The following is a 24,652-nucleotide window of genomic DNA, read 5'->3' on the forward strand; positions in this document are numbered from 1 at the left end:
CGCGCGTGGCGCGCATGCCGCGAGGGGATAGATGCCTCGCGACCGCCATGCTGATAAGCAGAGGCGGTGCGCGCGGGCAGGGGCTCAGGCGACGAAGCGAGGTATGGCGATGCTCAGGTTCTTTCCCTTCATGGTGCTGGCGGTCTTGGTATACGCCGTCGTCATCGCCGTTTTGGGGCAGCCGCTGGGGCGCGAAGTCCTCGGCTTCGGTCTGCCGTCGGGCGTGCGCTTTTCGCTGACGGTGAGCGAGCTCCTGCTCTTCGTCGCGACGATCGTGCTGTTCTTCGAGGTCATGAACGCGGCCAGCGCCAAGACGAACTCTATCCTCAATCATGGCCTGTCGATGCTGGTCTTCCTCGCCTGCTTCATTGCCTTCCTGCTGCTGCCGGCCTTCGGCACCGGGACGTTCCTGATCATCACGCTGATGTGCCTGGTCGATGTCATCGCCGGCTATTCGATCAGCATCCTGACGGCCCGGCGCGACATGACCTTCGGATCGCAGGAATAAGCGTTCCTCACCAGGGAGACTCCGCGTCATTGCGTCGTCGGTCGGCGGATTGCCAAAACAAAAACGCGGCCCCGAAGGACCGCGTTTCCAAATCTCTTGCGATTGAAGCCGAAGCTTACTTCGCGGCGGCCTTGTCGGCCTTCGGCGCGCGGGGCTCGACGCGCTCGGCGATACGGGCCGACTTGCCGCGGCGATCGCGCAGGTAATACAGCTTGGCGCGGCGCACCTTGCCCTTGCGGACGACCTTGATGGAGTCGATGTTCGGCGAGTAGAGCGGGAAGACGCGCTCGACGCCCTCGCCATAGGAAATCTTGCGGACGGTGAAGGCCTCGTTCAGGCCGCCGCCATTGCGCGCGATGCAGACGCCTTCATAGGCCTGGACGCGGCTGCGCTCGCCTTCCTTGACCTTGACGTTGACCTGCACGGTGTCGCCGGGCTGGAAATGCGGGATCTCGCGGCCTGCGCTGAGCTTGGCGATCTGCTCTTTGTCGAGCTGTTCGATGATGTTCACGGGTCTCTCCAATAGCCGTTGTCGCGCTTGAGCTGCGCGGGCGTTCGGCACGCTGTTTTCAGTTGTGAGCGGGGCCATACAGCAGAGTCGGGCGCTTGTCGAGCGCGGGTCTTGCGCAGAGCGGCTTGGCCGGCGAAGCGAGGCCTGTCGAGACTTGGCGAGGCCCTTGCCGAGGTGCATAGCGGTACGCAACAACAATGACAGTATCCCGGGTCGGAAACCATGCCTGAAAACCTCGACAAGATCGCCCTCGTCACCGGCGCCGCGCGCGGCATCGGGCTTGCCACTGCCAGGCGCTTTCTCTCCGAGGGCTGGCGGGTCGCGCTGCTCGATATCGACGTCGAAACCCTGGACAAGGCGGTAGCCGAGCTGGCGCAGCCCGAGGCGACGCTGGCACTGGCCTGCGATGTCTCCGACCCTGCCGCGGTAGCAGTCGCCTTCGCCGCGCTGACAATCCGCTTCGGCCGGCTCGATGCGCTGGTCAACAATGCCGGCACGGCCGTGTTCAAGCCTTTGCTGGAGACCAGCTATGAGGAGTGGCAGCGGGTGCTGGCGGTCAACCTCACCGGGCCGTTCCTGACGACGCAGCTTGCCGCCCCCCTGATGGCCGATACCGGCGGCGGCGCGATCGTCAACATCACCTCGATCTCGGGCCTGCGCGCCTCGACGCTGCGTGTCGCCTACGGCACCAGCAAGGCCGGGCTTGCCCATCTCACCAAGCAGCAGGCGGCGGAGCTCGCGGGCTTGGGCATCCGCGTCAATGCGGTCGCGCCGGGCCCGGTCGACACCGCCATGGCCAAGGCGGTGCACAGCCCCGAGATCCGCGCCGATTATCACGATGCTATCCCGCTCAACCGCTACGGGCTGGAGGAGGAACTGGCCGAGGCGATCTTCTTCCTGTGCAGCGACAGGTCGAGCTACATCACCGGCCAGGTTCTGGCGGTCGATGGCGGCTTTGATGCTGTCGGCATCGGGCTGACGACGCTGCGCGGGCAGCGGCGGAATCGCTGACGGGAGGGTTCGGGTCGGCTTCAAGCCCTGATGGACGCTTGGCGTTGAGCACCGAGCCCTGTCCACAAGACCCCACCGTCAAGCTGCGAGGCTGAGCGTGATGAAATCCAGGAAAGCGCGCACCTTGCCCGGCAACTGGCGGCGCGACGCATAGTAGGCATGGAGCGGGAAGCGTTCCTCCGCCCAATCGTCGAGCACGGTGACCAGACGCCCACTGTCCAGCCAGGGCTCAAGCCCCAGTTCAAAGCTCTGGAACAGGCCCAGCCCCGCCTCGCAGGTTGCCAGGGCCGCGGAAGGATCGTCCAGCACCAGGCGGCCGGCGACCGGGACTTCGATTGTTTTGCCGCCTCGATGGAACTCCCAGGTGAACGGCCGCCCGGACTGCGGATCCCGGAACAGGATCGCGTCATGCCGGGCGATGTCGGCGGGCGCGCGAAGAGGAGGGCGGCCGACCAGGTAAGCCGGCGTAGCGACCGTAAGGACCCGTGTGTCCAAGAGCTTACGGGTGATCAGGCCTGAAATCGGCGGAGGACCGAAGCGTATGGCAAGGTCAACGCCTCCTGCGAGCATCTCCTCAAAGGCGTTGGTGACCCGAAGTTCCAGCGAAAGCTCCGGATAGCGGGCCAGTAGAGCCGGCAGCCGTGGCGCGAGCACGATGCGCGCGAACCACGGATCAACGCTCAGTCTCAGTCGGCCGCGAACCTGAGTGGAGTCGGCGGCGGCTGTCTCGGCAGCCTCGGTGATGGCGGCAAGGAGCGGCGCAACCTCAGCATGGAAGCGCGCACCGGCTTCGGTGAGCGCCATCATACGAGGATGCCGGTCGAACAGCCGGGCCCCGACCTGCGCCTCCAGCCGCGCCACGGCTCGGCTGACCCCCGATGGTGTCAACCCGACGGCTTCCGCCGCGCGCGCGAAGCCGCCGTTTTCGACGACGGCGGTCATCACACCGACGCCTGAGAGCAAACGCGCGTCAAATGCCATGAGTGAGTCTCCGTCAACATTGCCGTGACAAAGATGCGTTGGATTCCGGGCCGGGCAAAGCGGATCTTGCGTCTTCCCATCCTCAGGAGTTCGCCATGACCTTGAATGAACAACGCATTGTCGTGCTCGGCGGCACGTCCGGCATAGGCCTCGCGGTCGCGAAGGCCGCCTCTGCAGCGGGAGCCCGGGTCGTGGTCGGCTCAAGCTCCCAGACACGGGTGGCGGCGGCGGTCGCCGCCCTGGGGGCGGACGCCGAAGGGCGGACGGTCAACCTCTCGGACGAGACGGCGACGCGAGCGTTCTTCGAAGAGGTGGGTGAGTTCGATCATCTCGTCTACACGGCAGGTGAGCCATTGCAGCTTCTCGGATTGGAGGCCGATCTCGCCGAGGTCCGCCGATTCTTCGAGCTGCGGTACTGGGGCGCGCTCGCCGCGGCGAAGTACGGGTGCAAGACGATCCGGGAAGGCGGCTCCCTGGTGTTCACCTCCGGCACGGCGGGGGCTCGGCCGCTTGGCCCCGGCTGGGCGGCGGCGTCGAGCATCTGCAGCGCGATGGACGGGCTCACCCGGGCGCTCGCCGTGGAACTGAAGCCCCTACGGGTGAACTGTGTGGCGCCCGGTGTCGTGAAGACCGACCTCTGGGCCGGCATGGGCGAGACGCAACGCGACGCCTTCTACGCCTCTGAGGCCGCACGCCTGCCTGTCGGCCACGCCGGCGAGGTGGAGGAGATTGCGGAAAGCTACCTCTACCTCATCCGCCAGACCTATGTGACGGGCCAAGTGCTCTACGTCGACGGCGGGGGCCTCCTCGCTTAGTCGTTGTGCTGCGGCTACACGCCTGAGCAAGCCAGCCACGATCCGGCCGTGGCGTCCAATGCACGCCACGGTGCAGCAGACAATTTACTTGCGCCGCCTCCCGAACGGCGCGAACCTGCTCCTCGAAATCCCTCTTCGACGGCCGCCCGACCCTTGTCGGGCCTGAGCGACCGCCGCCCTTTCGGCGTGGGTGCTTCACTTGTCTTCCCGCGCCGGTCCCTGCCGCGTCGGAGCCCTGAGCCCAACGGCTTCTCGCCCCTTCGCGGCCAATGACCGAAGGAGGAAGCCATGGCTGCGACATCCCGGAACGAAGGAAACGCAAACGGAGTCAGAGGCGGGGGCCCGCGATGCATCGCCATCGTCGGCCCCTTCCAGAGCGGCAAGACGACTTTGCTCGAAAGCATCCTGGAGCGCTGCGGCGGCGTCTCCCGCGCGGGCTCGGTCAAGACCGGCAACAGCGTCGGCGATGCGAGTGCGGAGGCCCGCGCGCATCAGATGAGCACGGAGCTCAACGTCGCCTCCGTCGAATTTCTCGGTGAGCGCTTCCAGTTCGTCGATTGTCCCGGCTCCGTCGAGTTCCTGCACGAGATGCGCCATGTCCTGCCGGTGGTCGACGCCGCGGTGGTGGTCTGCGAGGCGGATGACCGCAAGGCGCCGGCGCTAGAACTCGTCCTGCGCGAGCTCGAGGAAGCGGATATTCCGCGCTTCCTGTTCCTGAACAAGATCGACACCGCCTCGCGCCGGGTGCGCGAGACGCTCGGCATCCTGCAGCGCGCCTCGCGCACGCCCCTGCTGCTGCGCCAGATTCCGATCTGGCAGAAGGGCATTGCGGTCGGCTTCATCGATCTCGCGCTGGAGCGCGCCTTCATCTACCGCGAGCATGCGCCCAGCGAGATCGTGCCGCTCGGCTCCGAGGAGACGGGGCGTGAGAAGGAAGCGCGCTTCTCGATGCTGGAGAAGCTCGCCGATTACGACGACGCGCTGATGGAGGATCTGCTCGGCGACATGGAGCCGCCGCGCGACCGCATCTTCGACGATCTCGCGCGGGAATTGCAGCATCGCCATGTCGTGCCCGTACTGATCGGCTCGGCCGAGCGCGGCAATGGCGTGACGCGCCTGCTCAAGGCGCTGCGGCACGAGGCCCCCGGCCTTGGCGAGACGCGCGGACGCATCGGCGTCGTGGCCGAGGGCGCGCCGCTCGCGCAGGTGATGAAGACCTGGCATTCCGGCCAGGGCGGCAAGGTCTCGCTTGCCCGCATGCTGCGCGGCAGGCTGGCCGAGGGCGATGTCGTGACCTCCTCGGGCGGCGTCGAGGCGCGGATCGCCGGCGTGCTCGCGGTCAAGGGCACGGAGCAGACGCGCAAGCCGGCGGCGGAAGAGGGCGAGATCGCAGCCTTCGCGCGGCTCGAAGGCGTGGTGACCGGGGACGCGCTGACGCTCGGCAAGCTGCGCGCGAGCGTGGTGAACTCGGTCGCGCCGCCCGAAGCGGTGCATGCGCTGGCGGTCTCGGTGAAGGACCGCAAGGACGATGTCAGGCTGGCGGCGGCGCTGGCGCGATTGGCGGAGGAGGATACCGCGCTTTCGATCACGCATCTGCCGGAGTTCGGCGAGATGCGCCTGTCCGGTCAGGGCGAGATGCATCTGCGCGTCACGCTGGAGCGGCTTGCCGGCCGTTATGGCGTATCCGTCGAGAGCGGCCCGCCGCAGATCGGTCATCGCGAGACCATCCGGGGCAAGGCCGGCGCACGCGGCCGGCACCGCAAGCAGAGCGGCGGGCACGGGCAATATGGCGATGTCGTGCTGGAGGTCGCATCGCTGCCGCGCGGCGAGGGCATTCGCTTCGTCGACCGCATCACCGGCGGCGTGGTGCCCCGGCAATATATCGCCTCTGTCGAGGCCGGCGTGCGCGACTTCTGCCAGAACGGGCCGCTCGGCTTTCCGCTGGTCGATATCGAGGTTACGCTGACCGACGGCTCCTATCACACGGTCGATTCCTCCGACATGGCGTTCAGGCAGGCGGCGCGTATCGCCATGAGCGAGGCCGTGCCGCAGGCGAAACCCGTGCTGCTGGAGCCGATCCTGGCGGTCGAGGTGGTGATCCCTTCCGAAGCGATGTCGCGGGCCTCGGCCATCGTCTCGAGCCGGCGCGGACAGATTCTCGGCTATGATTCGCGGCCGGGATGGCGCGGCTGGGACCAGATCAATGCGCTGATCCCCGAGGCGGAGATGCCGGGGCTGATCGTCGAGCTGCGTTCGGCGACGGCGGGCGTCGGCTCGTTCAGTGCACGCTTCGACCATCTTGCCGAACTCGCAGGCAAGCCGGCCGAGGCCATCGTTGCCTCGCATGCTCTGGCGCAGGCACGATGAAAAGCCTGTGACCCGAAAGGTTCATATCTAAACCTTTTGGTGTATTCTTGGGGGCGGGCGCTTGCGCCCGCCCATTCGGTTCAGCACTGTATGGTCATGAAAAAGCACTGGCACGGCTGCTCCTGCGGTCGCAAAGCCGGCGAGATGGGAGGATGACCATGAATGCGATGAGCGCCGCCGCGGCGAAGCCGGATCCGCGTCCCTGGTTGGCGCACTATCCCGCCGCCGTGCCGCCGGAGCTCGATCCTGCCAAGGTCGGCACATTGGCCGATCTCGTCCACACCGCCTGCACGACCTATGCCGCGCGCCCGGCCTTCGAGAGTTTCGGCAAGGCGATCAGCTTCGCCGAGACTGGCCGCTCCGCACAGGCCTTCGCCGCCTGGCTGCAGGCGCAGGGCTTCAAGAAGGGCGACCGCATCGCGCTGATGATGCCCAACATCCTGGCCTATCCGGCGACGATCTTCGGGGCGCTCATCGGCGGCTTCACCGTCGTCAACATCAACCCGCTCTACACGGCGCGCGAGCTGACCCACCAGCTCAACGATTCCGGCGCGCGCGTGCTGGTGGTGATCGAGAACTTCGCCCATGTCGTCGAGGAGGCCAAGCCCAACCTCAAGCTCGATGCCGTCGTCATCGCCACCGCCGGCGACCTGATGGGCTTCAAGGGCACGATCGTCAATTTCGTCGCCCGCAAGATCAAGAAGGTGGTCAAATCCTTCAATCTGCCTGGCTCGATCCCGCTCAAGGATATCCTGGCGGGCTCAAGCGTGATGGCGCCGGTAACGGTTACTCCAGACGACGTCGCCTTCCTGCAATATACCGGCGGCACGACCGGTGTCGCCAAGGGTGCGACGCTGACGCATCGCAACGTCGCCTCCAATGTCGAGCAGTGCGCCTTATGGCTGGGCTGGGCGCTGGAGCCGCCGCTGGGCCGCAGCGACTACCAGCACGTCATGGTCACGGCCCTGCCGCTCTACCACATCTTCGCACTGACCTGCTGCTGCATGTTCATGCTGCGCATCGGCGCCAAGGGGCTGCTGATCGCCAATCCGCGCGACATCGCCGGCTTCGTCAAGACCCTGAAATCGAGCCGGATCACGCTCTTCTCCGGCGTCAACACGCTCTACAACGCGCTGGCGAACCATCCCGAGATGAAGGAGGTCGACTTTTCCGAGCTGCGTTTCGCGGTGGCGGGCGGCATGGCGACGCAAGCCGCCGTCGCCAAGCGCTGGAAGGATGTCACAGGCCGGCCGATCGTCGAGGGCTACGGCCTGTCGGAAACCTCGCCGGTGGCTTCGGCGAACCGGCCCGATATTTCCGAGTTTACCGGCACGATCGGCTATCCGCTGCCCTCGACCGACTTCGCCATCCGCGATGCCGAGGGCCACGACATGGCGCCTGGCGAGCCTGGCGAAATCTGCATCCGTGGACCGCAGGTCATGGTCGGCTATTGGAACCGCCCCGACGAGACGCAGAAGGTGATGACCGCCGACGGCTATTTCCGCTCGGGCGATGTCGGCGTGCTGATGCCAGACGGCCAGATCAAGATCGTCGACCGGATGAAGGACATGGTCCTGGTCTCGGGCTTCAACGTCTATCCCAACGAAGTCGAGGATGTGCTCGCCAGCCATCCCGGCGTGCTGGAGGCCGCCGTGATCGGCCTGCCCGACGAGCATTCCGGCGAGGCCGTCGCCGCCTTCGTGGTCAGGAAGGACCAGGCGCTGACGGCCGAGGCCCTGCGCGCCTTCTGCAAGGACAGCCTGACCGGCTACAAGGTGCCCAAGCAGATCGTCTTCCGCGACAGCCTGCCCAAGACCAATGTCGGCAAGGTGCTGCGCCGTGCGCTGCGCGAGGAGGTCGCCTCCCACAAATGAGAGGGTCGGCGGCTTGATCGCGGAGAGGGCGATGGCTAGTTTGCCCCGCCAAGGCCGAAGGCCTGCGCCATCCGCCGCGTGCGTCCGCGCGCCGACGAAAAGGTTGCTGATTGCCCCGTCGCCTTCTCGAATTGCCGCTGCTGCGCCGGCTGAAGCCCGGGCTCTATGTCCATGACGAGGAGGCGCTGAACGCGGAGCCGGCGCTCGATCTGCTGGCCGAACCGATCACGCCGATCGACGCCTTCTTCATCCGCAACAATGGCGATCTGCCCGAGACAGGGCCGACTGAGGCCTGGCGATTGACGATCGATGGCGAGGTCGAGCGGCCGCTGGTCTGGTCGATTGCCGAACTGCGCCAGCGCTTCGAAACCGTCACCGTCACCGCCGTGCTTGAATGCGCCGGCAATGGCCGCTCGCAATTCTCGCCCGCGACCGACGGCTTGCCCTGGCGGCTCGGCGCCGTCGGCTGCGCGCGCTGGACCGGCGTCAGGCTGAAGGATGTGCTGGAGGCGTCCGGTGTGAAGGCGGGCGCGGTCTATACCGCGCATTACGCGCCCGACCGAAACTTGTCGGATCCATCGCGGCCGGCCCTGTCGCGCGGCTTGCCGATTGCAAAGGCGCTGGCGCCGGAGACGCTGATCGCCTTCGCGATGAACGGCGAGCCTCTGCCGCCGCTGCATGGCGGACCGCTGCGCATCGTCGCGCCCGGTTTTCCCGGCTCGGCCTGGCAGAAATGGCTCGACCGGATTTCGCTGCGCGATGTCGAACATGACGGCGAGAAGATGCGCGGCACGGATTATCGGATGCCCCTGGTGCCGGTGAAGCCGGGCGAGGCGATCGATCCGGCCCGGTTTACCATCATCACCGACATGCCGGTGAAGTCGCTGATCACCGCGCCGGCACAGGGGTTCAGCGTCGCTGTGCGATCGAGCCTCGTCGTCGAGGGCTTTGCCTGGAGTGGCGCGATTCCGCTGGCCGGCCTGCGCGCCTCCTGCGATGGCGGGGCAAGCTGGCTCGAGGCGGAGCTTGGGGATAGCGAGGGGCCGTTCGCCTGGCGGCGCTTCCGCCTGGGTTTCGCCATCGAGCGGGCTGGACCGCTTTCGGTCGTGACGCAGGCGCGCGACGTCGAAGGGAATGTCCAGCCTTTCGAGACGCCCTGGAATCCGCGCGGCTACTGCAACAATCAGGTGCAGCGGGTGAGCGGCACGGCGCGTTAGCGCTTTGATCTTGCGTCGGCTAAGCCGCGATCAACGCCTTTTCATCCGCCGCTTCCGCCGCCACCGCCACGATCTCGCCGGGCGCGACGTCGTGTTGGAAGCGCACCAGCGTGAAATCTTCGGCGCGGCCGGTATTGCCGCGTTCGGTGAGCACCGAGAGAGGCCGGCCGAGGCGGGCGTCGAGGTGCCGTCTGTGCGCGTCGCGAGCGGCCTCGCGCAGGCGGCCCGCCCGTTCCGAGACAATGCCGCCGGGCAATTGCGGCATGCGCGCGGCCGGCGTGCCCGGGCGCGGTGAATAGGGGAAGACATGGACGAAGCTCAGGCCGCATTCCTCGACCAAGGAGAGCGAGCGCGAGAACATCGCCTCGTCCTCCGTCGGGAAGCCGGCGATCAGATCGGCACCGAAGACGATGTCGGGCCGTAAGCTCCGCATCTCCGCGCAGAAGCGGACCGCATCCTCGCGGCCGTGCCGGCGCTTCATCCGCTTCAGGATCAGATCGTCGCCGGACTGCAGCGAGAGATGCAGATGCGGCATCAGGCGCGGTTCGATCGCGATCGCCTCGCAGAGTTCGTCATCGACCTCCACCGCATCGATCGACGACAGGCGCAGGCGCGGCAATTCGGGCAAGGCGCGCAGGATCGCCCGCACCAGCCGGCCCAGCGTCGGCGCGTCCCGCAGGTCGCGGCCATAGCTCGTCAGGTCGACGCCCGTCAGCACGATCTCGCGCGCGCCGGCCTCGCTCAGCCTGCGGCATTGCGCGACCGCCTCGGTCAGCGCGAGCGAACGCGAATTGCCGCGCCCAAACGGGATGACGCAGAACGTGCAGCGATGGTCGCAGCCGTTCTGGACCTGGACGAAGCCGCGTGTATGGGCGGCAAAGCGGCCGGTCCGGGCATCGGACAGGATCGTCTGCGCCATGATGTCGGAGACGGCGATCTTGGCGTCGGCTGCGGCTTCTGCGTCGCCGAGCAGGCTGTTGGAGCGGGCGAGCGCCGCCCATGTCCCGGGCTTCATCTTCTCGGCATTGCCGAGAACACGCGCGGTTTCCGGCATGGCGGCGAAGCGGGCGGGCTCGATCTGCGCGGCGCAGCCCGTCACCACCACCGGCCGGCTGGGCTGTTCGCGCTTCAACCGGCGGATCGCCTGCCTGGCCTGGCGCGTCGCCTCGCTGGTGACGGCGCAGCTGTTGACGACGGCGAGGTCATCGAGGCCTGCGGCCAGTGCGCGCTCACGGATCGCCTCGCTCTCGACGATGTTGAGGCGGCAGCCGAAGGTGACGACCTCCAGCGCCATCAGGCCGCCCTCTCGAACCAGTCCGGCTCGAGCACGCCCTCCCATTCGAAGGCGACCGGTCCGGTCATCAGCACATGGCCGTCGCGCTCGCGCCATTCGATGGTGAGATCGCCGCCGGGCAGGCTGACGACCGCCTTGCGGGCGGATAATTCGCGCCGCACCGCCGCGACCAGGGCCGCGCAGGCGCCCGAGCCGCAGGCCTGGGTGATGCCGGCGCCGCGCTCCCAGACGCGCAGCACGATATGATCGGGCGCGGTCACTGCCGCGAGCTCGATATTGGCGCGGTCGGGGAAGATCGGGTGGTTCTCCAGCAGCGGCCCGATCTGCTCCAGATTGAAGCGGTAGGGATCGTCGACGAAGAAGACTGCGTGCGGGTTGCCCATATTGACCGCGCAAGGCGTGTGCAGGATCGGATCGTCGATCGGGCCGATCTGCAATTCGAAATGGGCGGTGTCGTGGAACGGTTCGGCGAGCGGGATCTCGTCCCAGGCGAGGCGTGGCGCACCCATATCGACCGTGAAGACGAACTCGCTCTCGCGCACGGCCGGCAGGAGGCCGGCCTTGGTCTGGAGCGTCAGCCTGGTCTTGGACGGATCGCCCATCGCAGGGTCGGCCATCATCGCCCAGGCGACGCAGCGCGTGCCATTGCCGCAGGCGCCGGCTTCCGAGCCGTCGGTGTTGTAGATTCGGACATAGGCATCGGTGCCGGGCGTCGTGGCGTCGTGCAGCACCATGAGCTGGTCGAAGCGGGCGCCGGGTTGCGCCGCGATGGCGCGGGCGTCGGATTCGCTGACGCGCAGCTGCGATCCGCGCAGGTCGAGCACGGTGATCTGGTTGCCCAGACCGTTCATTTTCAGGAACCGGCGGGTTGCCAGAGCGTTCATTCGGTCACACGTCCACAAACTACGGCGTCTATGATGGAACCGACGCGAAAAAGCCACCCTTCGCCCGTTCCTGCGTGAAGGTGGACATTCTATGTTGCGCTGCAAGGGCGCGAATCGTTCTTTTTGGGCAGGACCATGATGATGCGGCATTCCCGGATTGGTGTTCTGGCGCTGGCAGCGCTGCTCGGCGCCTCCATGCCTGCCTTCGCGCAGACGCGCGTCGCGCCTCCGACGGCTGTCGATTCTGCGCCGCTCGCGCCGCCGCCGGGCGCGGCCGCTCCTGCTCAGGCGCAGGCCGTGCCTCCGGTGGCCGAGCCGCAGCCGGTTCAGCCGCCCCCGGTGCTGCAGGGGCCGGCCGCGCCGCAGCCCGTCCAGCCACCGCCGGCGTCGCCGCTTCCGCCTGAGCCGCAGCCGGTCCAGCCGCCTCCGACCCTGCCGGCTCCCGGTCCGGCGCTGCCGGTGCCGCCTGTGCCGCAGCAGCAGACGGGCATGCCCGATCCGAACGCGACGCTCGCCGGCAAACGCGGCGATGCGAGCGATGTCGATGCCGTCCTGCTCGTCTCCAAGCCGGTGCTGTCGCTCGCCGGCCAGTCGAGCTGGGATCAAGGCTTCCAGCGCCTGAACGAGAGCTTCAAGATCCTGCGCGAGGAGGCGGCCAAGGCCGGGTTGCCGATCGCCGGCCGACCGCTGACGCTGTTCGTCGAAACCGACGACAACGGTTTCCGCTTCGAGGCGATGCTGCCGGTCGGGCAGGCGCCGGAGGGCTCGCGGACCTCCGAATTCGCACGCGGCGTCAAGGTCGGCCTGTCGCCGGCCGGCCCGTCGCTGCGCTTCGTCCATGTCGCGCCCTATGACGACATCGATTCGACCTATGAGACGATCACGGCCTATCTCGAGGCCAAGAGCATCGTGGTGAAGGACGCCTTCCTCGAGGAGTATGTCAGCGATCTGAACGATCCGGGCGACCCGAACCTCGAGATCAACGTCTACGTCCAGCCGCGCTGAGCGCGGGGCGTATTCGGGTTCAGAGCTTCATTCTCGGGCTTGTGCCCCAAGAATCTCGTGACCGGAGCGCCCTGGTTTACGAGATGGTCGGGTCAAGCCCGACCATGAGGCGCTTCGGATTCCGGGTCTGTGCGGAGTTTATCCTTGGCCCGATCGAAGATCGGACCCGGGGGCTTTGCCCGGGATGACGCGGTGGACAAGCTCAGGCCGTCCAGCTCAGCCCCGGCCGCATCGGCCTGAAGCGCTCCTCCGGCAGGCCGGCTTGCGCCAGGGCCGCCTTCAGCGCCTCGGGCGGACGCTCGATGCCCTCGTCGGTAAGCTGGAACGTGCCCCAGTGATGGCCGATCGCCTGGCGCGCCCTAAGCGATGTCATCACCTTCACGGCCTCTTCCGGGTTCATGTGGTTGTCCGACATGAACCAGCGCGGCTCATAGGCGCCGATCGGCAGTACGGCGAGATCGAACGGACCATGCTCCTGGCCGAGCCGTTCATAGAGCGAGCCGTCATGATAGCCGGTGTCGCCGATATGGAAGACCTTCGTTCCGTGGGTCTCGATAACGAAAGAGCACCACAGCGCCATGCGCCGGTCGAGCGCGCCGCGCGCCGACCAGTGATAGGTCGGAACCAGCGTCGCCGAGATCGTATCCGACAGAGCAACGCGGTCACCCCAGTCATAGGCCTGCGTCAGCGCGTCGGGAATGCGCGCCTTGACGATCGTGTCGTTGCCGAGCGGCATGATCATGCGCGGCATGTCGCGGGCATGGATGCGGGCCAGCGTCGCAAGATCGAGATGGTCGTAATGGTTATGCGTGATCAGCACGATGTCGATCTTCGGCAAATCGTCGAAGGCGACGCCGGGCTCGTTCACGCGCTTGGCGCCGGCAAAGGAAAGCGGGCTGGCGCGCTGCGCATAGACCGGGTCGATCAGCAGGTTCAGCCCCGCGACTTGGTACAGGAACGAGGCGTGGCCGAGATGGACGATGCGAACGCCGTCGACCCGCGCCGGCGGCTTGTCCTGCGGCGGGGCCGGGTAACGTGCGGGAAAGGCCTCGCGCTCGCGCCTGGAGGTCTGCCACCTCCAGACATCGAGCAGCCCCTTGGTGACGGGGCGCCCGTCGCTGAAGCTCAAGCCATCGAAATGAGCGGTGACGGGGCCCTGGTAATAGGGATTGCGCGAGCGCGTGAGCGTCGCCCAGGCGGCACCGGTCGAGCCGAGCAAGGCGGCGAGGCCGAAGAAGGAAAGGAGCTTGCGACGATTCATGGTGTCAGAAGTGGGGCGTGAGTACGCTGGATCAAGTCCAGCGATCCTGATGCATGCCGATGCCTCCGCCCAGAGGAGGATGGCCCATCGTCACGGCATCTTGAACGCGAGCACATGCAGCCATCGGGTCGGCTCGCCGTCATAGCCGCCGCCCATGTCCTCGTCGATGTCGAGCTTGCGCCAGCGCTCGGCATCGTACGCGCCGCGCAGCCAATCCGGTGACGGATAATTGTAATAGCGTCCGAAGCAATCGCGCCCCTCAGCGGTGCCGGCCTTGAAGCTGGCACAGAACACGCCGCCCGGTTTCAGCGCAGCTTGTATCTTGCCAATGATCGCCGGCAGGGCTTCGCGCGGCACATCCAGCAGGCAGGCATTGGCCCAGATGCCGTCGAAGGCATCGGTCTCGTCCAGATCTTCGAACAACAGCACCTCGACCGGCCGCCCAAGCCGCCGCGCGGCCTGGCTCGCGAGTTCCTGCGAGCCATCGGTCGGCGTCACCGCGAAGCCGCGCGCCAGCAAGGCCTCGCTGTCCTGCCCGCCGCCGCAGCCGAGTTCGAGAACGCTGCCGCCGGTCGGGAGTGCTGTGGCGAATGCATCGAGGCGGTCTAATCTGACCTTGCGCGTCCGCCGGCATAAGTCCCGGCCTCGACCCCGTAGAAGTCGAGGGTGGCGGTGTCTTTGCCAGAGCAGGATGCGAAAAAGTGGGAACCGGTTTTTCGCATCCTGCTCTAACTATTTGCTCCAGGCATCGATTGCGCCTCAGTTGCTGCCCGAGCGCACCGCGACCGTCGCGATGCCGGCCCCGACCAGCAGCGTGCCGCCGGCCTTGTTGAACAGCCCGATCGCGCGCGGATTGCCGATCAGCGAGCGGGCGCGCGAGGCGACCAGCGCGTAGCCGAAGGCATTCATGAAGGCGAGGGTGATGAAGGTCGCCTCGAAGATCAGCATCTGCGTCCAGAAATCGCCCTTCGCATCCAGGAACTGCGGCAGGAAGGCGACGAAGAAGGTGATGCTCTTGGGGTTCAGCGCCGTCACCAGCCAGGCATGGGCGAGCATCTTCCAGGGCGAGACGGCGTCCTGGCGCGGCTTGGCGTCGAGCGCGCCGCCGGCGCGGAAGAGCTTGATCCCGAGATAGATGAGGTAGGCCGCTCCGGCCCATTTCAGCGCGGTGAAGATGGTGGCCGAGGCCGCCAGCAGCGCGCCGACGCCGAGCATGGAGAGCGTCATCGCCGTGAAATCGCCGAGCGCGACGCCTACCGCCATGGGGAATGCCGTGCGCCAGCCCTGGCCGAGCGCATAGGAGATCACCAGCAGGATCGTCGGGCCGGGAATCACCAGCAGGACGGCGGTGGCGGCGGCAAAGGCGGCCCAAGCTTCAAAGGTCATGACGGCAGGCTCCGGTGGTCGAGGGCCGGAGCAATCCCCAAGTGCCGCCAGTTGTAAAGAGGGCTAGCGGATGGCCGGCGCGCCCGTGCCGAACGGTCCTGCGGTGATCTCCCGTCGCCTTTCCGGCTCGCCGGCGATCACCAGCGCCCACCAGGCCCCGTATTGCGTCTGCGGGGCCTTGGCCAGTGCGATGCCGAAGCGCGTCGCCTCGGGCATGCGCAGATTGAGGTCGTGGCCCGACGACGCCTTCCAGCCCGCGAAGGCCTCCTCTGTCGAATAATAGCCGCCGCCGACATTCTCCGCCGTGCGTCCCGCGTTCAGCCCGGCGCCATGGACGCGGGAGACGAAGCTGCCGCCGGCATCGTGGGAGAGCGTGTTCGCCGCGGCCATCGCATTGGCCTGGCGCTGGGCCATCGCGGTCAGCGTCGGGTCGAGCTTGACCGGGCCGAGGCCATGGCTGGCGCGATAGGAATTGAAAATGCGGGTGGCGGCAACGGTGTCGAGCTTGACGGTGGCCAGGCGCGCGGTGGCCGTGGCGCCGAGAGGGGCGGCACCGCGCGGATCGCTGGCACAGCCGGCGGCGAGCAGGGTCATGGCGAGCGTCGCCATGCGGAAAAGATGCTTATCCATCGTCGGCTTTCGGTCTGTCGGGTACGCTCGGCTTGTACCGTAGTCTCAGCAATTATACGACGATCTCAGCCGCGGCCTCCGGCGATGACGCGGCAGAGCGCGTCGCGGACATAGCCTTCCGGTGCGATCTGGCCCTGCTGGACGACAAAGGCGGCGTCGACGCGCGTGGCCGGCCCGCTCTTGCGGGCGGTGACGCGCAGGGTCTGCGGCCGGCCCGAACCGGTGGTCTCCTGGATCGCGACGACGGAACTCGTGGCATTGTCGACGCGGATACCGGCGAAGCCCTCCGCGGCGACGGCGGCCGCCAGGTTCTTCAGCACGGCTGCCGGTGCGCGATTCGTGACGAGATCCCAGCTGCGATAGGTCAGGCCTGTCACCATCGGAACGCCATCGGTCTTGAAATTATTGTAGCAGGCCTGCTGCGCCTGGGCTTGCGACAGGCTGAGGAACAAGGCGGCGAATGCAAGGGCTGGGAGGGTCGTCGTGCGCGCGGCCATGGTTCATTCCCTGATGAAAATTTGGGCGCGCCTATAAACCTCAGGGTTGTGTCTCGGGCAAGCGTTCAAGCCCTGCAGCTAGATCGGTTTCCGATCCAATCGGATCGGAAACCGATCTAGCTTTTTGTTTTGACGCATTTTCCACACGCGAGCCGGTGTCCACTTTGCTCGAAAATGCTCTGACCCGATGGGCCAACCTTGACTTTCGCCACAATCTTCGGCTTTAACCCGCGCATTCGTTTCGCCGACATCGTCGAGACCACATCAGCCGACCGGGCCGCTCATCAGAGCCTCGCGAGCCCGGAGGTCAACGCCCGACAGCGCGTCTGCGCCCTCGGGCGCGAAACCGTTTGGCGATAGGGCTTTTCGTTTCGGCTCGTTGAGGCACAGCATGTTCGGCACTTTGAGCGACAGGCTATCGGGCATCCTCTCGGGGCTCACCCGCAGGGGTTCGCTGACCGAGGAGGACGTCAACGCCGCGCTGCGCGAGGTGCGCAAGGCGTTGCTCGAGGCCGACGTCGCGCTCGAGGTCGTGCGCTCCTTCACCGAGAAGGTGCGCGAACGGGCCGTCGGCGCGGAAGTGCTGAAATCGGTCACGCCCGGCCAGCAGGTCATCAAGATCGTCAATGACGCGCTGATCGACATGCTCGGCGGCGAAGGCGAAGGCATCACGCTCGATGCCGTGCCGCCGGTGCCGATCCTGATGGTCGGTCTTCAGGGCTCGGGCAAGACGACCTCGACGGCCAAGATCGCCAAGCGCCTGACCGACCGCAACAAGAAGCGTGTCCTGATGGCCTCGCTCGATACGCGGCGACCCGCCGCGATGGAGCAGCTCGCCATCCTGGGCAAGCAGGTCGGTGTCGAGACCTTGCCGATCGTGGCCGGCCAGAGCGCCGTGCAGATCGCGCGCCGCGCGATCGAGGCCGGCAAGCTCGGCGGCTACGACGTCGTCATGCTCGACACTGCCGGCCGCGTCACGCTCGACGACACGCTGATGGCGGAAGTCGCCGAGGTGAAGGCTGCGACGAATCCGCATGAAGTGCTGCTCGTCGCCGACGCGCTGACCGGCCAGGACGCCGTCAACACGGCGCGCGCCTTCGATGCGCGCGTCGGCCTCACCGGCATCGTCCTGACCCGCATGGATGGCGATGGCCGCGGCGGTGCGGCGCTCTCGATGCGCGCCGTCACCGGCAAGCCGATCAAGCTCGTCGGCACCGGCGAAAAGGTCGATGCGCTCGAGGATTTCCATCCTTCGCGCGTCGCCAATCGCATTCTCGGCATGGGCGACATCGTCGGCCTGGTCGAGCGCGCGGCCGAGACGGTCGATGCCGACAAGGCCCAGGCGCTGGCGCAGCGTCTCGCCAAGGGCAATTTCGACCTCTCCGACATGCGCACGCAATTGCAGCAGATGGAGAAGATGGGCGGGCTTGGCGGCGTCATGGGCATGCTGCCCGGCATGAAGCAGATGCAGGGTCAGCTCGCCAATTCCGGCGTGAACGACAAGATGATCAAGCGCCAGATCGCCATCATCGATTCCATGACGGCGGCCGAGCGCAAGAACCCGGACCTGCTCAAGAACAGCCGCAAGAAGCGTATCGCAGCGGGCTCGGGCACGTCGCCGGAGGCGATCAACAAGCTGCTCAAGATGCATCGCGGCATGGCCGACATGATGAAGGCGATGAGCAAGCAGAAGGGCGGCATGCTCGGCAAGCTCGGCCAGATGTTCGGGATTGGCGGCGGCGGCATGGGCGGCTTGCCGGGCGGGCTCGACCCGTCGAAGATGGATCCGGCGCAACTCGCCGAACTGCAGAAGCAGATGGGCGCAGGCGGCGGCATGCCGGGCCTTCCGCCGGGCGGTTTCCCGGGGCTGCCCAAGGGCGTCACCCCGCCTGCCGGCATGATGCCGAAGCTGCCGGGGCTTGGCAGCGGTCTCCCTGGGCTTGGGGGCAACAATCCCTTCGGAGGGAAGAAGAAATGACCAAACCGACCGATATGCGCGTCGGCATGTTCGACGTGTTCAAGCAGGTGAAGGCGCGTCTCGACGATGCCAACCTGTCCTACGAAACCTCATCCTACCGGGACGACGCCTTCTCCTTCTTCGTGCATGCGCCCGGAGAATACTGGGAGATCGACGTTCTCGAGGACGGCTCCATCGATCTCGAAGTCTTCACGTCGACCGGCATGAAGGACGATCCCTGGGCCATGATCGATCAACTGGTCGACGACAACAAAGCCTGAGTTCAACCCAACCCAAACGATACCCAACCAAGGAAGACGCGAATGTCCCTCAAGATCCGCCTGACCCGTGGCGGCGCCAAGAAGCGCCCGTACTACCGCATCGTCGTCGCCGATGCCCGCTCGCCGCGCGATGGCCGCTTCATCGAGAAGATCGGCTCCTATGACCCGATGAAGGCGAAGGATTCGGCCGAGCGCGTCGTGCTCGATCTCGAGAAGGCCAAGGATTGGCTCGCCAAGGGCGCCCAGCCGACCGACCGCGTGCTGCGCTTCCTCGACGCTGCCGGCCTCGCCAAGCGTCCGGCCCGCAACAACCCGAACAAGGCTCTTCCTGGCGAGAAGGCCAAGGAGCGCGCCGAGAAGAACGCCGCCAAGAGCGCTGCCCCGGCTGAAGCCGAGGCGTGAGCTTGATGCGGGTCCAGGCGTCATTCTCGGGCGAAGCTCAGCTTCGATCCGGGAACCTCTGGCAGGAGATGGTCGGGTCAAGCCCGGCCATGACGCCTGATGGCCGCTGATACCGATCTCGTCCTGCTCGGCGTCATCGGCGCAGCCCATGGCATCAAGGGCGAGGTCCGGATCAAGGCCTTCACCGGCGACCCGCTGGCGATCGCCGATTACGGCCCACTCAGTGACGAGGCGGGCCGGCGTTTCGAGATCGCCGATATCCGCCCGGCCAAGGAAGTCGTCGTCGCCCGGCTCAAGGGCGTGACCAGCCGTGAGGCGGCCGAGAGCCTGGCCGGGGTGAAGCTCTTCGTCGCCCGCGACAAGCTCCCGCCGGTCGAGGATGAGGACGAGTTCCTGCAGGCCGATCTGATCGGCTGTGTGGTCGTCGGACCCGATGGCGCGGTGCTCGGCACGGTCACGGCCGTCGCCAATTACGGCGCCGGCGATCTGCTAGACATCGCGACGCCTGACGGCCGCTCGGTGCTGATGCCCTTCACCAGGGCTTTCGCACCGCGCATCGACGTCGCGGCCCGCCGCATCGAGGCCGAGCCGCCCGAGGGCTTGTTCGAGGTCGACGATGACAAATAACGGTCCCGTCGGCGCGCTGATCTTCGATATGGACGGCACGATCGTCGACAATATGCGCTTCCATGAGGATGCCTGGGAGCATCTGCATGTGACGCATGGATTGCCCTTCGACCGCGACAGCTTCTTTTCGCACACTGCCGGCATGGCAGTCGGCGAAATCATCAGCCCGCTCTTTCCCAATGCCACTCCGGCTGAGATCGAGGCGATGGGCAGGGAGAAGGAACTCTTCTACCGGCGGAACTACGGCCCGCATGTTGCGCCGATGCCCGGGCTTCTCGAGCTGATGGCGCGGGCCGATGCGGCCGGCGTGCCGATGGCTGTCGCCACGGCGGCTCCCCCCGGCAATATCGACATCGTGCTCGACACGCTGGGCCTGCGCTTGCGCTTCGCCACGATCATCGCGCCGTCCCAGGGCTTTCGCGGCAAGCCGAATCCGGACCTGTTCCTCGGGGCTGCCGAACGCATGACGGTCGCCCCCGAAGCTTGCATCGTCTTCGAGGACGCGCCCAACGGCGTCGAGGCCGCACGCCGCGCCGGCATGCGCGCGGTCGCGATCCTGAGCATGCTCGGCGCCAGGGATTTCGACAGCTTCGACAACGTCATCGCCAGCGCCAAGGATTTCGCGGCACTGGACGGGCTGCCTGCGCTGCGCTTTGCTTGAGCGATGGCTTTTCGCGCCTCTGTCCTGACGCTCTATCCCGAGATGTTTCCCGGCCCGCTTGGTGTTTCGCTGGCGGGCGAGGGCTTGCGCAAGGGCCTGTGGTCGCTGGAGACACACCAGATCCGCGACCATGGCATCGGCCGCCATCGCAATGTCGACGACAACCCGGCCGGTGGCGGGGCCGGCATGGTGCTGCGCTGCGACGTGCTGGCTGCGGCGATCGATGCGGCGGTTCCCGCTGACGACGGCCGGCCGCGCCTGCTGATGTCGCCGCGCGGCCGCAGGCTCGACCAGGGGCAGGTGCGGGAATGGGTGGCGGGCGAGGGCGTCGTCATCGTCTGCGGCCGTTTCGAGGGCGTCGACGAACGCGTCATCGAGGGGCGCGGCCTGACCGAGATCTCCGTCGGCGACTATATCCTGTCAGGCGGCGAAATGGCGGCGCTGCTGCTGCTCGATGCCTGCGTGCGCCTGATCCCCGGTGTGATGGGCAAGGAATTGTCGGGCCAGGACGAAAGCTTCGAGAACGGGCTGCTCGAATACCCGCACTATACGCGCCCCCGCGAATGGGAGGGCAGGGGCCTGCCCGAGGCGCTGCTTTCGGGCGATCATGCCCGCATCGCCAGATGGCGGCGCGAACAGGCGGAGAAGATCACGCGCGAGCGGCGGCCGGACCTGATCGGCAAGGCCTGACCGGCAAGGTTTGATGGACAAGGCTTGATCGGCAAGCAAGCTCTGCCGAGGTCCTCGCGCCCCGGTTCTGTCCGGGCCGCTATTCCAGCCCGAGCATGAAGACCGCATAGGGCACGGCGAAGACGAAGCCGATGATCAGCCCGAGCATGAAGATGATCAGCCCGGTGTTGAGGTCGAAGCTTGCTGCCTCCTGCGGGCCCGCTGTCACCTGGCGCGCAGGCTGAGCCTTGCGATTGGCCGGTTCGAACGCGTTCATCGAGAAGACCCGGTTGGCGGAAGCGACAGGTTCAGCGCGCATGGCTCTGCCACAGGAAGACGAGATAGGGCGTTGCGAAGGCGCAGCCGAGCCACAGGCAGCGGCCAAGCCGGGCAAGCCCGGCGTGGTGGCTCGGTTGCGAGGCTGGGCGGTCGATCGTGAGGGGAGGCTCTGCGGCGAAGCTGGCGGCGACCATGTTTTTCTCGAAGTGTTTTGTGTGGGTATATTTCCCACATACAAATCCAGGCGAGCTGCCCGCGTCAAGAGTGCGGCGCAAAATTTTGTGGGATTGTGTCCCACGTCGTGATTGAGTAAGTGAGAGCGATGACATTCGTGCCGCCGCGTTCCGCCCCGGAAGCCGCCGCGCTGCAGGGGCCACTCGCTCGCCTGCTGCGGCCATTGGTGCGATTATGCATCCGCAGCGGCACGACCTTTCCGGCGCTGGCCCAGCTCCTGCGCGAGCTTTACGTCAATGTGGCCGAGCATGATTTCGGCCTGCCGGGCAAGGAACAGACGGATAGCCGCGTCAGCCTGCTGACGGGCATTCATCGCAAGGAGGTCAGCCGGTTGCGCGGCGCCGGGGCTCCGGTCGCGACCGTGCCGGCCTCTGTCTCGCGGACCTCCTCGATCGTCTCGCGCTGGCTGGCCGATCCGGCCTTCAGCGCGCCTGACGGCAAGCCATTGCCGCTGGCGCGCCTGGCGGGCGATGCCGAGCCCTCCTTCGAGGCGCTCGTCGCTTCGGTGACGCGCGATGTCCGGCCGCGTGCCGTGCTCGACGAATGGCTCGACAGCGGCCTCGTCAGCCTCGATGGCGAGGGGCGGGTCGTACTCGCCGAGGCGGCCTTCATCCCGCGTGGGGACGATGAGCGGAAGCTGTATTATTTCGGCCGTAACCTGCACGATCATGTCGCCGCGGCGGTCTCCAACGTGCTTTCCGCCGAACCTCCCTTTCTGGAGCGCGCCGTGCACTATGACGGTCTCTCGCCGGAGCTTGCCCGCAAGCTCGAGCAGCGCGCCCGCGTGCTGGCCCTGGAGGCTCTGCAGACGGCCAATCGGGAGGCGCACGCTGCCTGCCTGACGGATCCGGGCGGTTCGGCGCGCTGGAATTTCGGTGTCTATGTCTATGGCGAGGCGACCGGCGCAGACGCCGGCGAGCCGCGGTGAGGCGCGCTTCCCTGCTCTCGCGCCGCCATTTGCTGGCCCTGCTCGCCGGCGGCTTTGTCTTGCCGGAAACGGTGCAGCGCCTGCAGGCGCAGGCAGTCGGAGACCGGGGCATTGGCGGCACGGGAGCTGCGCCCTCCACCGAGGCCAGCGGGGATCGCGGCATTGGTGGCACCGGCTTCGTCGGCACCATTCGCCGTTTCGGCAGCATCGTCGTCAACGATGTCCGTATTGCCTATCCGCCACGCGTTCCGGTGACGATCGATGGCAGGGCCGCATCGTCGCGGGATCTGCGCCTCGGCCAGATCGTGCGTGTGGCGGCCAGGCCGGGAAGGGCCGGGCCGGTCACCTCCCGGATCGCGGTGGTGCACGAGGTCGTCGGCCGGATCCGCGAGATCGCAGATGGGACGATGAATGTGCTCAACCAGCGCGTCGATGTGTCCGGGCTGGAGCAAGCTCCCTGGTGGCGTCCGGGCGCCTATGTTGCGGTCAGCGGCCTGCGCCGGCCCGACGCGGTCATCGTGGCGAGCCTGGTCGAGCCTGCCAAGGCGGGGCGCGATCATGTCACCGGGACGGTCGAAGCCGATGATGAGGGCTTCTGGATCGGTGGGCTGAAGCTCGCCGGGGCCGACGCCGCCTGGGTCGGGCAACGCCTCGTCGTGACCGGCCGGCCGAGCGCAGCGGGCTTCGTCGTCGCGCATATGGCGCCCGAGGCGCTGCCGCTCGAACCGGGCGTGACGCGCCTGTCGCTCGAGGCCTTCCTGCGTCGCGAGGGTACGAATCTGCGCTTCGGCAGCGGCCTCGCCTTTGCCGACGCTGCCGGCGTAGCATCGATCCCCGATCTGACGACGGCACGTGCAGTGGTCGAACTCATGGTCGATACACGGGGCGGGCTGAGCCTTGCCGCGATCCGGGTCGAGGGCGGCGGCAACGGCTCGGAAGGCGGTGGCGGCTCCGGCGGCGGTGCACCCGGATCGGGTGGTGCGGGGCCGGGTGGTCCCGGAGCTGGCGGCCCCGGAGGCGGACCGGGCGGTGGCCCGGGAGGCAATGGCGCCGGTGCCGAGGGCGGCGGTGGCGGCCCCGGCGGCGGAGGTGGTGCTGGTGGAAGTGGCGGTGGTCCCGGTGGCGGAGGAGGTGCCGGTGGAGGTGGTGGCGGCTCCGGTGGCGTAGGTGGGGGGCCGCGCTGAGCCTTCAGGACAGGGCTGCCGCAGGCAACCGTCGAACGGGCCTGGTGATCACCGCGCCGGGCGCAGCCTCAGCACCTTGCCTTTGGCGTCGTCGCTGAGCAGATAGAGATAGCCGTCGGGTCCCTGGCGGACATCGCGGATGCGCTCACCCAGCGTGGTCAGCAGCCGCTCCTCGCCGCTTACCGTCTCGCCGCTGGTTGAAAGCCGGATCAACATCTGCCCGGCGAGCGCCCCGACGAAGAGCGAGTTCCTCCAGGCGGGCCAGATGCTGCCCGTATAGAAGGTTGCTCCCGAGGGCGCGATCGACGGGTCCCAGTAGAACAGCGGCTGCTCCATGCCGGACTTGGCCGTGCCCTCGCCGATCTTGGCACCGGAATAGTCGACGCCATAAGTGATGACGGGCCAACCATAGTTCAGCCCGGCCTTCGGCGTGTTGACCTCGTCGCCGCCGCGCGCGCCGTGCTCGGCGGTCCAGAGCTGGCCGGTGTCGGGGTGGAGCGCCGCGCCCTGCACATTCCGGTGGCCGATCGACCAGATCTCCGGCTGCCAGCCCGGCTTCTTCGGATTATCGGCGGGCGTGCCGCCTTCGGGACGGATGCGGATGATCTTGCCGAGGTGGTTCCCCGGATTCTGGGCCTGGTCGCGCTCGCTGTAGCGATCCCCGACCGTGACGAAGAGCGCGCCGGTGCGGTCGAAGACGAGCCGCGATCCGAAATGCAAGGTGCTGTTGATCGCCGGCATCTGCCGGAAGATGACGGCGACATTCTCCAACCCCGTGCCGTTGGCATTGAGCCGGCCGCGCGCCACGCTCGTGCCGTTGCCGCCGACGCGAGGCTCGGAGAAGGAGAGATAGATCAGCCGGTTCTCGGCGAATTTCGGATCGAGCGCCACATCGAGCAGGCCGCCCTGGCCTCGGCCGGCGACATTGGGCACACCTGTCAATGGCCGCGAGAGCGTGCCGTCGCCGGAGGCGATTCGCAGCCGGCCCGGGCGCTCCGTCACCAGCATGCGGCCATCGGGCAGGAAGGCGAGGCCCCAGGGATGCTCCAGCCCGCCTGCCACGGTCTCGACCAGAAGCTCGCCTGCGCTCGAGGGAAAGCGCTGCTGGGCCCGGGCCGACGGGAAAGGCAGGGACAGTGCGGCCGCGAGCGCCAGGGCGAGAACGGGTCGATGCATCATGGCGCTCCTG

Annotated in this window: 27 protein-coding genes; 15 read left to right on the top strand and 12 right to left on the bottom strand. The window is 67.2% G+C overall.

Translation table 11 applies throughout. From position 1 onward, the window contains the following. Nucleotides 1-109: 109 nt before the first annotated feature. Nucleotides 110-508 carry a hypothetical protein gene (locus CYD53_RS01405; RefSeq protein WP_146055789.1) on the top strand — a complete coding sequence of 133 codons (399 nt, stop codon included), beginning with the start codon at nucleotides 110-112 and terminating at the stop codon, nucleotides 506-508. Between the two features lie 115 nt (nucleotides 509-623). Here CYD53_RS01405 and rplS read toward each other — a convergent pair whose 3' ends face one another. Continuing rightward, nucleotides 624-1,019, bottom strand: coding sequence for a 50S ribosomal protein L19 (gene rplS / locus CYD53_RS01410; RefSeq protein ID WP_244546293.1), 396 nt, complete (start codon nucleotides 1,017-1,019; stop codon nucleotides 624-626). A gap of 222 nt (nucleotides 1,020-1,241) precedes the next feature. Between rplS and CYD53_RS01415 the strand changes: the two genes are divergently transcribed. Next, nucleotides 1,242-2,030, top strand: a complete 789-nt coding sequence (locus CYD53_RS01415) for an SDR family NAD(P)-dependent oxidoreductase (RefSeq protein ID WP_103716341.1) — start codon at nucleotides 1,242-1,244, stop codon at nucleotides 2,028-2,030. Between the two features lie 78 nt (nucleotides 2,031-2,108). Here CYD53_RS01415 and CYD53_RS01420 read toward each other — a convergent pair whose 3' ends face one another. Continuing rightward, nucleotides 2,109-3,011, bottom strand: a complete 903-nt coding sequence (locus CYD53_RS01420; protein WP_103716342.1) for a LysR family transcriptional regulator — start codon at nucleotides 3,009-3,011, stop codon at nucleotides 2,109-2,111. 95 nt (nucleotides 3,012-3,106) lie between these two features. Here CYD53_RS01420 and CYD53_RS01425 point away from each other — a divergent pair, with 95 nt between their 5' ends. From CYD53_RS01425 to CYD53_RS01440, 4 genes are all read left to right on the top strand, one after another. Beyond that, complete coding sequence (locus CYD53_RS01425) at nucleotides 3,107-3,826, top strand: SDR family oxidoreductase (RefSeq protein WP_103716343.1); 720 nt, start codon at nucleotides 3,107-3,109, stop codon at nucleotides 3,824-3,826. A gap of 288 nt (nucleotides 3,827-4,114) precedes the next feature. Continuing rightward, a complete protein-coding gene (locus tag CYD53_RS01430) occupies nucleotides 4,115-6,193 on the top strand; it encodes an elongation factor G (protein WP_103716344.1) in 2,079 nt (692 codons plus the stop codon). Between the two features lie 167 nt (nucleotides 6,194-6,360). Then, a complete protein-coding gene (locus tag CYD53_RS01435) occupies nucleotides 6,361-8,067 on the top strand; it encodes an AMP-binding protein (protein WP_181011692.1) in 1,707 nt (568 codons plus the stop codon). A 110-nt stretch (nucleotides 8,068-8,177) separates the two neighbouring features. Next, nucleotides 8,178-9,284: a sulfite oxidase gene (locus tag CYD53_RS01440; protein WP_103716346.1), complete on the top strand. Its 1,107-nt coding sequence runs from the start codon at nucleotides 8,178-8,180 to the stop codon at nucleotides 9,282-9,284. A gap of 19 nt (nucleotides 9,285-9,303) precedes the next feature. Here the strand turns inward: CYD53_RS01440 and mtaB are convergent, their stop codons facing one another. Next, nucleotides 9,304-10,578 (bottom strand): tRNA (N(6)-L-threonylcarbamoyladenosine(37)-C(2))-methylthiotransferase MtaB, encoded by a 1,275-nt coding sequence (gene mtaB, locus CYD53_RS01445; RefSeq protein WP_103716347.1) that lies wholly within the window; start codon nucleotides 10,576-10,578, stop codon nucleotides 9,304-9,306. Further along, nucleotides 10,578-11,462, bottom strand: a complete 885-nt coding sequence (gene dapF, locus CYD53_RS01450; protein ID WP_103716348.1) for a diaminopimelate epimerase — start codon at nucleotides 11,460-11,462, stop codon at nucleotides 10,578-10,580. Before dapF ends, mtaB begins: the two co-directional genes overlap by 1 nt. 141 nt (nucleotides 11,463-11,603) lie before the next feature. On the opposite strand from dapF, the gene CYD53_RS01455 reads away from it, so the two are divergent. Beyond that, nucleotides 11,604-12,467: a GyrI-like domain-containing protein gene (locus tag CYD53_RS01455; RefSeq protein WP_146055790.1), complete on the top strand. Its 864-nt coding sequence runs from the start codon at nucleotides 11,604-11,606 to the stop codon at nucleotides 12,465-12,467. A gap of 202 nt (nucleotides 12,468-12,669) precedes the next feature. On the opposite strand, the gene CYD53_RS01460 is transcribed toward CYD53_RS01455, so the two are convergent. The 5 genes from CYD53_RS01460 to CYD53_RS01480 all read right to left on the bottom strand — a co-directional run bounded on the left by CYD53_RS01460 (nucleotide 12,670) and on the right by CYD53_RS01480 (nucleotide 16,241). Next, nucleotides 12,670-13,728: an MBL fold metallo-hydrolase gene (locus CYD53_RS01460; RefSeq protein ID WP_103716350.1), complete on the bottom strand. Its 1,059-nt coding sequence runs from the start codon at nucleotides 13,726-13,728 to the stop codon at nucleotides 12,670-12,672. A gap of 90 nt (nucleotides 13,729-13,818) precedes the next feature. After that, nucleotides 13,819-14,421, bottom strand: a complete 603-nt coding sequence (locus CYD53_RS01465; protein WP_342751640.1) for a class I SAM-dependent methyltransferase — start codon at nucleotides 14,419-14,421, stop codon at nucleotides 13,819-13,821. 66 nt (nucleotides 14,422-14,487) lie between these two features. Then, a complete protein-coding gene (locus CYD53_RS01470) occupies nucleotides 14,488-15,114 on the bottom strand; it encodes a LysE family translocator (RefSeq protein ID WP_103716352.1) in 627 nt (208 codons plus the stop codon). A 63-nt stretch (nucleotides 15,115-15,177) separates the two neighbouring features. Next, nucleotides 15,178-15,744: a CAP domain-containing protein gene (locus tag CYD53_RS01475; protein WP_103716353.1), complete on the bottom strand. Its 567-nt coding sequence runs from the start codon at nucleotides 15,742-15,744 to the stop codon at nucleotides 15,178-15,180. A gap of 65 nt (nucleotides 15,745-15,809) precedes the next feature. Continuing rightward, the gene (locus tag CYD53_RS01480) at nucleotides 15,810-16,241 is read right to left on the bottom strand and encodes a hypothetical protein (protein WP_245928031.1); all 432 of its coding nucleotides are present in this window, start codon (nucleotides 16,239-16,241) and stop codon (nucleotides 15,810-15,812) included. Between the two features lie 391 nt (nucleotides 16,242-16,632). Between CYD53_RS01480 and ffh the strand changes: the two genes are divergently transcribed. The 6 genes from ffh (at nucleotide 16,633) to trmD (ending at nucleotide 20,859) form a co-directional block, all read left to right on the top strand. Further along, nucleotides 16,633-18,219: a signal recognition particle protein gene (ffh, locus tag CYD53_RS01485; protein ID WP_103716354.1), complete on the top strand. Its 1,587-nt coding sequence runs from the start codon at nucleotides 16,633-16,635 to the stop codon at nucleotides 18,217-18,219. Then, nucleotides 18,216-18,479, top strand: a complete 264-nt coding sequence (locus CYD53_RS01490; protein ID WP_069692704.1) for a hypothetical protein — start codon at nucleotides 18,216-18,218, stop codon at nucleotides 18,477-18,479. The genes ffh and CYD53_RS01490 overlap by 4 nt, the downstream gene beginning before the upstream one ends. 42 nt (nucleotides 18,480-18,521) lie before the next feature. After that, the gene (gene rpsP / locus CYD53_RS01495) at nucleotides 18,522-18,881 is read left to right on the top strand and encodes a 30S ribosomal protein S16 (protein ID WP_069692703.1); all 360 of its coding nucleotides are present in this window, start codon (nucleotides 18,522-18,524) and stop codon (nucleotides 18,879-18,881) included. Nucleotides 18,882-18,980: 99 nt separating this feature from the next. Next, nucleotides 18,981-19,508, top strand: coding sequence for a ribosome maturation factor RimM (rimM, locus tag CYD53_RS01500; RefSeq protein WP_103716355.1), 528 nt, complete (start codon nucleotides 18,981-18,983; stop codon nucleotides 19,506-19,508). Beyond that, nucleotides 19,498-20,169: an HAD family hydrolase gene (locus CYD53_RS01505; RefSeq protein WP_103716356.1), complete on the top strand. Its 672-nt coding sequence runs from the start codon at nucleotides 19,498-19,500 to the stop codon at nucleotides 20,167-20,169. Before rimM ends, CYD53_RS01505 begins: the two co-directional genes overlap by 11 nt. 3 nt (nucleotides 20,170-20,172) lie before the next feature. After that, the gene (gene trmD / locus CYD53_RS01510; protein WP_103716357.1) at nucleotides 20,173-20,859 is read left to right on the top strand and encodes a tRNA (guanosine(37)-N1)-methyltransferase TrmD; all 687 of its coding nucleotides are present in this window, start codon (nucleotides 20,173-20,175) and stop codon (nucleotides 20,857-20,859) included. Nucleotides 20,860-20,938: 79 nt separating this feature from the next. Here the strand turns inward: trmD and CYD53_RS30085 are convergent, their stop codons facing one another. Both CYD53_RS30085 and CYD53_RS30090 read right to left on the bottom strand, forming a co-directional pair. Beyond that, nucleotides 20,939-21,157 carry a hypothetical protein gene (locus CYD53_RS30085; RefSeq protein WP_103716358.1) on the bottom strand — a complete coding sequence of 73 codons (219 nt, stop codon included), beginning with the start codon at nucleotides 21,155-21,157 and terminating at the stop codon, nucleotides 20,939-20,941. Beyond that, nucleotides 21,147-21,311, bottom strand: coding sequence for a hypothetical protein (locus CYD53_RS30090; RefSeq protein WP_181011671.1), 165 nt, complete (start codon nucleotides 21,309-21,311; stop codon nucleotides 21,147-21,149). The genes CYD53_RS30085 and CYD53_RS30090 overlap by 11 nt, the downstream gene beginning before the upstream one ends. Before the next feature lie 128 nt (nucleotides 21,312-21,439). On the opposite strand from CYD53_RS30090, the gene CYD53_RS01520 reads away from it, so the two are divergent. Next, a complete protein-coding gene (locus CYD53_RS01520; protein ID WP_103716359.1) occupies nucleotides 21,440-22,279 on the top strand; it encodes a DUF6502 family protein in 840 nt (279 codons plus the stop codon). Then, nucleotides 22,276-23,463, top strand: a complete 1,188-nt coding sequence (locus CYD53_RS30095) for a DUF5666 domain-containing protein (protein ID WP_181011672.1) — start codon at nucleotides 22,276-22,278, stop codon at nucleotides 23,461-23,463. The genes CYD53_RS01520 and CYD53_RS30095 overlap by 4 nt, the downstream gene beginning before the upstream one ends. Before the next feature lie 48 nt (nucleotides 23,464-23,511). Here CYD53_RS30095 and CYD53_RS01535 read toward each other — a convergent pair whose 3' ends face one another. Further along, a complete protein-coding gene (locus CYD53_RS01535) occupies nucleotides 23,512-24,639 on the bottom strand; it encodes a PQQ-dependent sugar dehydrogenase (RefSeq protein ID WP_103716655.1) in 1,128 nt (375 codons plus the stop codon). Between the last annotated feature and the right edge of the window lie 13 nt (nucleotides 24,640-24,652).

Origin of the sequence: Allobosea psychrotolerans, assembly GCF_002917105.1 — a bacterium.
GTDB lineage: Bacteria > Pseudomonadota > Alphaproteobacteria > Rhizobiales > Beijerinckiaceae > Allobosea > Allobosea psychrotolerans.